At 41.7% G+C, this 7118-nt stretch carries 8 protein-coding genes; all 8 read left to right on the top strand.

Annotated features, from left to right (window positions below; all coding sequences use genetic code 11):
• Positions 1 to 168: 168 nt before the first annotated feature.
• The 8 genes from UF75_RS23900 to UF75_RS23865 all read left to right on the top strand — a co-directional run bounded on the left by UF75_RS23900 (position 169) and on the right by UF75_RS23865 (position 6941).
• Positions 169 to 399, top strand: a complete 231-nt coding sequence (locus UF75_RS23900) for a DUF6133 family protein (RefSeq protein ID WP_045577021.1) — start codon at positions 169 to 171, stop codon at positions 397 to 399.
• A gap of 94 nt (positions 400 to 493) precedes the next feature.
• A complete protein-coding gene (locus tag UF75_RS23895) occupies positions 494 to 1660 on the top strand; it encodes a tyrosine-type recombinase/integrase (protein WP_242860409.1) in 1167 nt (388 codons plus the stop codon).
• Positions 1653 to 3908 carry a site-specific integrase gene (locus UF75_RS23890; protein ID WP_045577020.1) on the top strand — a complete coding sequence of 752 codons (2256 nt, stop codon included), beginning with the start codon at positions 1653 to 1655 and terminating at the stop codon, positions 3906 to 3908. The genes UF75_RS23895 and UF75_RS23890 overlap by 8 nt, the downstream gene beginning before the upstream one ends.
• Positions 3905 to 5434 carry a tyrosine-type recombinase/integrase gene (locus tag UF75_RS23885; RefSeq protein WP_045577019.1) on the top strand — a complete coding sequence of 510 codons (1530 nt, stop codon included), beginning with the start codon at positions 3905 to 3907 and terminating at the stop codon, positions 5432 to 5434. Before UF75_RS23890 ends, UF75_RS23885 begins: the two co-directional genes overlap by 4 nt.
• Positions 5427 to 5834: a DUF6262 family protein gene (locus UF75_RS23880; protein WP_045577018.1), complete on the top strand. Its 408-nt coding sequence runs from the start codon at positions 5427 to 5429 to the stop codon at positions 5832 to 5834. Before UF75_RS23885 ends, UF75_RS23880 begins: the two co-directional genes overlap by 8 nt.
• Before the next feature lie 86 nt (positions 5835 to 5920).
• Entirely contained in the window at positions 5921 to 6196 is a 276-nt protein-coding gene (locus UF75_RS23875; RefSeq protein WP_045577017.1) for a calcium-binding protein, read from the top strand.
• A gap of 132 nt (positions 6197 to 6328) precedes the next feature.
• Positions 6329 to 6613: a nucleotidyltransferase domain-containing protein gene (locus UF75_RS23870; protein ID WP_045577016.1), complete on the top strand. Its 285-nt coding sequence runs from the start codon at positions 6329 to 6331 to the stop codon at positions 6611 to 6613.
• Positions 6603 to 6941 (top strand): HepT-like ribonuclease domain-containing protein, encoded by a 339-nt coding sequence (locus UF75_RS23865; protein WP_045577015.1) that lies wholly within the window; start codon positions 6603 to 6605, stop codon positions 6939 to 6941. The genes UF75_RS23870 and UF75_RS23865 overlap by 11 nt, the downstream gene beginning before the upstream one ends.
• The last annotated feature ends 177 nt before the right edge of the window (positions 6942 to 7118 follow it).

Genomic DNA, 7118 nt, shown 5'->3' with positions numbered 1-7118 from the left:
ATCTTTCCTGAAGAAGATGTATACGATACAAATTAACACGATACAAGTCCTAACTTTCCTGTTTTAAAGAATGGGAGTTAGAGGGGAAGAAAAACTTTTTGAAAGGCTTCACCCCCCTCATTGCCAACAGTCATTCAATAAGAAAAATAAGAAAGGTGAGATTCAAGTATGCAAAACTTAATTATAAAGGCAAGAGTAAATATGATGAAGGGAATGGTTTCTGTCAGAGGCATCCTGACAGACAGAAGTGGGTCAGGAATGATTGACCTTGCTATCAACGTAATGATCAGCGTAGTTTTGGGAGCTTTAGTCCTTGCAGGATTGTATCTGCTCTTTGGCTCGACTATACTTCCGTTGCTTTCTGAAAAAATAAAGGCCATATTCAACTACCAAGGCTAAGCCAGAGAAGGCGAGCCTTCCACATTGGTTTCTCTGACGTTCATTTCAGCATGATATACTGGCTCCTATCTTAAAAAATAGGAGTTGGTATATTATGCAGATGGAAAACAAGCGGTTTAAGCTTAAACGATTTCGGTTTGAAACAGAAAATGGCAGGGTTATCGACAGGTATATGATAACAGATAACCTTCTGCCGATACTGGAGGTAAACCAGTGGATCGAAGCAAAAAGCCTCAGAAAGGTCAGCACCGGCAGGAAGTATGCTGAAAAGCTGTTGGTGTATCTGAATTACTTGGACAGCTATGATGTCGAATATGACGTGGCGACCAACAAGGAGGTCGTCACTTTCATTCAAAACTTAATCTACGGAAGCCTGGATGACCTCAAAATCCGATCGCTTGATACGGTTATTACCTATGCTACACTGAGCCAGTATGTAACCGTCATTACTGAGTTCTACAAATGGCTGGATAACAATTACGAAACCAATATGCAGTTCAAGACCAAGACAGATACCTTCAGAGCAAAAAAGTCCTTTTTGTATGGGCAGATATACTCCTATGACTACAAATACATCATAGACAGGTATCTGCCCAGCTTAAAGGGCGGTAAAGAGTACATTAAATGGTATGACGAAAGCGAGAAGCAGGCGTTATGCGGCAGCTTTCTCACCCTGCGGGATGAGGCGGTATTTCGGCTTACGCTGGAGGGATTCCGCATTGATGAAGCACTGAGCATCAAACTGGACAATTACAATCCGGTTGAAAGAATCATCCAGCCGACGCGCTCCAAGGGCAGAACCTCAGTGACAGGTGGCAGCCGCAACAACCTCAGAACAGTAGTGCTTCCGGCAAAAACCTGCGAACTTCTGGATAGCTACATAGCAACCGAAAGAATGACAGCCGAAAATGAAAGCGGCATTATCAGTCAGTACCTTTTCCTTAATCTCAGAAAGGGAAAATGCTATGGAATGCCTCTCTCCTACCGCAACTACCTTGCCATTCTCAAAGGCTGTGCCCGGAGAGCAGGCATAGACTCTGCAAAAATAAGGACACACAGCGGCCGCAGCACAAAAGTGATGGAATTCATTGAGCACCAAATCCTGCACCCGGAAGATGGCTTAACCGATGCAATTATGCTGGAATGCTTCGGCTGGCGCAGTACCGATTCCATTGAGCCATACCGCAATCACAATAATCAAGTGATTGCCAGGACTGTCATGGAGAAACTTCACAAGGGGAAGGGTGGCTGCAATGATTAAGCGATTGGAAGTCAAACTGGCCTCGGCGCTATGGCACATCAATGGTGCGGAAATATTTATGCCACACCGGGTAAATATCACGGTTGATACGACAACAGCCAGTATAGAAGCATATAGATATGCCCTGCAAAGTGGTTCCTACAGACAGGACAACGCTCCGCTCCGTGAAGCATTCCGGTTCTTCGGTGGCATTTCCTTTGTTGCCATTGGGTACAAGGCTTACCGTGAAGACTTTCTAAAAATCTTCCGTTACTACACCAGACAGTTTGTTATGGAATGGTACGAAAACGACAAATGTATTCATTCTAAGGAGGTTGGGATAGGCCATGTGTTTGAAACAATGCTCCGCAGCAAAGAAGCTACAATCCGGTACAATTTCACATATATCCTTGGCGAGATCGATGACAGACATCTTTTCATTGATATCGTAAATGAGGAATTCGGAGTATTCTGGACAAAAAAAATCAAGGAGGCAATGAAGCGAAAAGACAACTTGCAGGAAATTGCAGCACGAATCGGAGCCATGAGGACAGTGAGATATTGCATGACAATGGTTGATGCAACAACTGATTATCTTCGTTCTATCGCAGAAGGGTATACAGGACGACGTGAAAGAATAAGTGAATGCAAATTGCACGATTGGTTGTTGGGAGAACCCTTCAGGATAAATTTTAAAGGATGCGACAAGGATTTTCTATCTTTGTTTAAAGAAAGTGTGAGAACTGAATCCGAGATACAGTCAAAAAAGTTCATATCGGAAAACCGGCTTCAGTTGGATGTAAAGAAGGATGTATGGGTACTGTACAAGAAGCACGGTCCATCCCTGTATTACAACAGGATGGATTTTACCATAATCAACAGTCCCTCCATGCGGTTGGAAGTGAAATACTACATGAAGCACCGCTTTATGGCGGTCAATCGGATAAACGACCGGTTCCTGTCCGAGATTGCCTATGCGGTTAATCTACTGACTACGCACAATCCGAACATCAAATATTTTGCAGATGTAGATGATGTGGATGCAAAAGCGCTTCACATTACCCTTGAGAATGCGGAAACGACAAACCACGGCAGGGAAAAATCACAGGCAAACATTATGATAGTCTTTGGCACCTGTAAAATCGTATGCGCCTATCTGATGGGCAATATGAGAGACGAGGGCATCAAAAGCCCCCGCCCGTACCAAAATCCCTTTGAGAAATTTATCTTTAGAAATTCCAAGGATTATGTAAAAAATACGCCTGTCATTCCGGAATGTGTGATGGAACAGCTCGAAGTTCATATAGGTGAGTTGCAGGAGGTCTATCAGCTTCTGTTCAAAATCTTTTCCAATACGGGCATGCGGGCAAAGGAGGTACTTTTCCTTGAAGCGGATTGCCTTGAAAAATCCAAATATGAGGATTATGTGTTATTGAAGTATAAGCCCTACAAGGTGTTGTCTGCAAGACGCAAGGCTGGCGTTGGAGATTATCATCGGGTGCTGATTCCCTGCTCTCTTGCCAACGAAATTAAATTGCAAATCGAATCCACTAAACCACTACGGGATGAATATTGTCTCCCATATATCTTTATCCGGAAGAGAGAGAACTTTAAAGCCAGTATGCTCAATATGTGGTATTTTGCAATACTCATCAACAAGCTGATAGAAAACTACAGCATCTGTGATGAAACCGGAGAACCTTGGCACTTTACCAGTAGACAGTACCGAAAGACACTTGCTGTCACGCTGATTGAAAACGGTGCAACAGTGGAGGAACTTGCCTACTGGCTGGGGCATCTTAATAGGGGTACTACTGCAAAATATTATGCGGAAGTTAGAAAAATGAAGCTTGCTGAGCTTAATACCAAATTTTTCAAGGACAAATTTGACCTGCTTTTGTCAGGAGAGCAGTTAGCAGAGTATTCAGAGGAAGAACGCCGTCTCCTCTATATAGACTTCAGGTTGGAGCAGCGCAAGGTGGAGTTTGGCTATTGCCTGAAAAAGGCTGCTTACGGTGGCTGTACCAATCGAAACAGCATGTACAATTGTGTCAACTGTAAAAACTTGTGTACCGGCAAGAAGTATCTTCCCTACTGGCAGGAGTTGTTGGAGCAGCAAAAAATAATAGTAAACAATCTGCTGGCAGCTTATATGAAGAACAACATCAATGATTATACAGACTTTAAGGAGTATAAGCAGGAAAGCTTTTTGTTGGAGTGCTATCAAAACATTGTAAATTCCATTGTGGACAGCGAGGTGGGCATATGAGCAACATATTAAGACCACATAAAACAGAAGGATATGAAGAATACAAAAAATTAAGGTATATTGAATTTCTGAATGAGCTTGGAACAGGAATTTGCTTCGATAATGATACATGGGTCTGCGACAAGCGGATAAGGAGCTTTGCGGAAGATCCAAACATTGTGTCCATCTACTTTTCATCAATGCCGGATGATTATCGAACCATTGCCAAGTATTTCGCCATCATAAGAATGATGAATGGCAAAAGCGTAAGAGGCATCAGGGCAAATGTACTGGATTTGGCAGTATTTTTTAGAAGTCTTCCCAAGAATATAAAGCTTTCTGAGATTAACATGACTACGGCAACAGAATATAAGGCGTTTCTGGATCAGGCTTATTACACGGAAACTTCCCGGTACAGCAGATGGTCGGTAGTCAGCATATTTTTGAAAACAATGAATGGTTGGGAGGGAGAGCACTTCAAGAATCCGTTTGCAGATAATCCATATGACAGTCACCTGAAGCTTGATTACAAATACATTCCTGAAGCCGTTGCTAATCAGCTTGATTCTGTTTTCATGAAGGAGGAAATAGACCTGCCTGTGAAATGCATCTACTGGATTTTACGTTTGATTCCATCCCGAATCAGTGAAGTGCGTGGAATGAAAATTGACTGTTTAAAGCCCTACAATGGACACTTCTGCCTTTTCATCCCCACATGGAAGCAAAACGGCGGGAATAAGGAACCGATTCAAAGAGTAATCCATATTGAAAACACTGGAATTGGAGAATATTTGATCGGATTAATCAGAGAACAGCAAGCGCTTGCAAAGTCACTGCAGCCTTTTATGGGTGATAATAAAAAAGATGCACTTTTCACCTATCAGAGAAAACAAACTCTTAAAAATAGCAACGTAAGATCTATTGATAGATGCTACACAGTCCAATGGGGCTATGTTTCAGACAACTTTAAAAGGATAAGTGAAAAATATAATATACGTGATGAGAACGGCGAAATTTACCATCTAACCTCTCATCAGTTCCGCCATAATGGTATTACCGACAGACTGGAGGCGGGATTTACCTTGCCTCAGATTGCGGATATGACCGGTCACCACGGTGATGCCATGCTCTTTGGTTCCTATGCTCATTTAGACTTGAAACCGAAAATGTTGGTTCAGAAGCAGAAATATGTATTAAATGAGCAAGAAAACAGTGAAAATACCTATGTAATGTTTGGCGGTAGAATTCTCAATATAGAAGAACAGCTCGAAAAACGGCTGTTGAAAAATATTCGGGCACACCGTGTCAGGGGCGGTATTTGCGGAGATATCACAGGCTGTAAAAGCGACATGTGGAACTGCCTGGACTGCAAGCACTTCATTCCCGACAGGGAGCAGCTCCCGTACTTTAGAGAACAGGTGCTGTCATGGAAGACCAAGGCTGAAAAATTTAAGGACTATCCCATGATAAAGACCAATGCGCTGCGCAATGCGGAACTTTTTGAAAAGGTAGTCAAAAAATTAATGGAGGGTGATTATCATGCGTAAAGTCCCAGAACAGCTCATGGCAAAACAGGAAACACAGCGTCAAAAGACCATCAATCTTGTGCTCAGAGCAATCCGTGACCTCAAAGATGAGGGGTACAGTATTAAAATTAAAGACTTGATGGAAGCCACAGGGCTGTCACGTTCTGTATTTGCCAAGCCTCATATACGAAAGCTTTTGGCCGACAAAGGAATAGGTTATGCAAAAACTGAGCCTTCAGTACCCGCACCGCCGGTATTCCGAAAGCAATCTCAGATAACCAACCTGAAAGAGAAACTTGCCCAAAAGGATGAGTACATAGCAAAACTGACGGATGAAAACCAAGCATTGAAAAATGAGTGCGAGCTTTTGCGAGGCAAACTCTTTTTGTTGATGCAACGACAGTCTATGAAGAACCAATAAATCATTGTTAACAAATATGAGGAAGTGTTAGAATAAAGAAAAGAGGCTTTAAAAAGGGATCGTACAAGAAAGGGAATACAGGATGTTTGAAGTCAAAGGAAGCCTGGCAAAAATACCTTGAAAATCATCTTCAGTTTCCTTTCGAAGCCGAAATTGTGGATGATCCTGGTCCGTTGAAAGTTGGCGATATTATCAAGGTAACAGCTATTGAAGGTGTTTTTGATTTATATGGTATCGTCGTGAAAGCAAGAATGGGCAGAAAGCAGTATTCATTTCCCATTTGTCTTCTGGAACCGGTTGAGAAGGAGAGCAAAAACTATCAATTGGTTGATGAATACAACTTTTGGTTCTGCAATCAATAATGTGTTTATACCCCGCAAAAAGCTTTTCGAGGCATATTCCTTTTTGATTGTGACCAGTTTTTAAGGTATAATGTAATCAGATATTTAATCATTGCCTTAATTTTGTTTAAGGTCTTTAAGAGGTGATAAAGCGTGACAATTACAGATATACGAGATGCGGTCGGTCAGGTTGCACCTGCGTATCCGGTGCTTAGCATCGACTTGTTTGGCTCGTTTGCAAATGGTGAGAATACGGAGGATTCAGACGTGGATTTACTTGTATACTTTGATGAAAAAATTGCAAGTTTATTTGATATGTACGGGTTTAAGCTTGATATTCAAGAGAAATTGAACACCAAGGTGGATGTGGTTGCCGGCCCTTTAAAGGAAAACAGCTATTTAACCATTAACAAGAAGGTAAGGATATATGAAGCATAGGGATATTCAATTACTGAAAAAGATCATATCCGAATGCAAAGACATTATAAGGTATTCTAATGAAATCGGTGAAAAAGGATTCCTCGAAAATGATGTTTACCAGAAGGCAACAGCAATGTCGCTCCTTAACATTGGCGAGCATACCAACGCATTGACGAAGGAGTTGTGGACGGAGTACAAGGATATCCAGTGGCGAAAGATCGTTGACCTTAGAAATATCGTAGCACACGGGTATGGCGAATTAAGAATGGAACTTGTCTGGAATTTATCTCAAAAAGAGGTTCCGGTGCTAATGGAGCAACTTGAGGACTTGCTTAAAGAAGTTTAAACAGAAAATACTATTTAAAATTAACACGATTGAACAGTAATGTTTGGTCGTGTTTTTTATACCCAAATTTAGAAGAAAGGTTGGTAAAATCAATGGTCTACGCACTTTATAAGCCAAAGCTATGGGGCTATTTGAAAGGAGGTTTTCTCTATCGTGTAAATTTTTTCTACACGAAAG

The organism is Desulfosporosinus sp. I2, assembly GCF_000960765.1.
Lineage (GTDB): Bacteria > Bacillota > Desulfitobacteriia > Desulfitobacteriales > Desulfitobacteriaceae > Desulfosporosinus.
The sequence above is the reverse complement of the archived record's forward strand: the minus strand, read 5'-3'. Positions and strand labels throughout refer to the sequence as shown.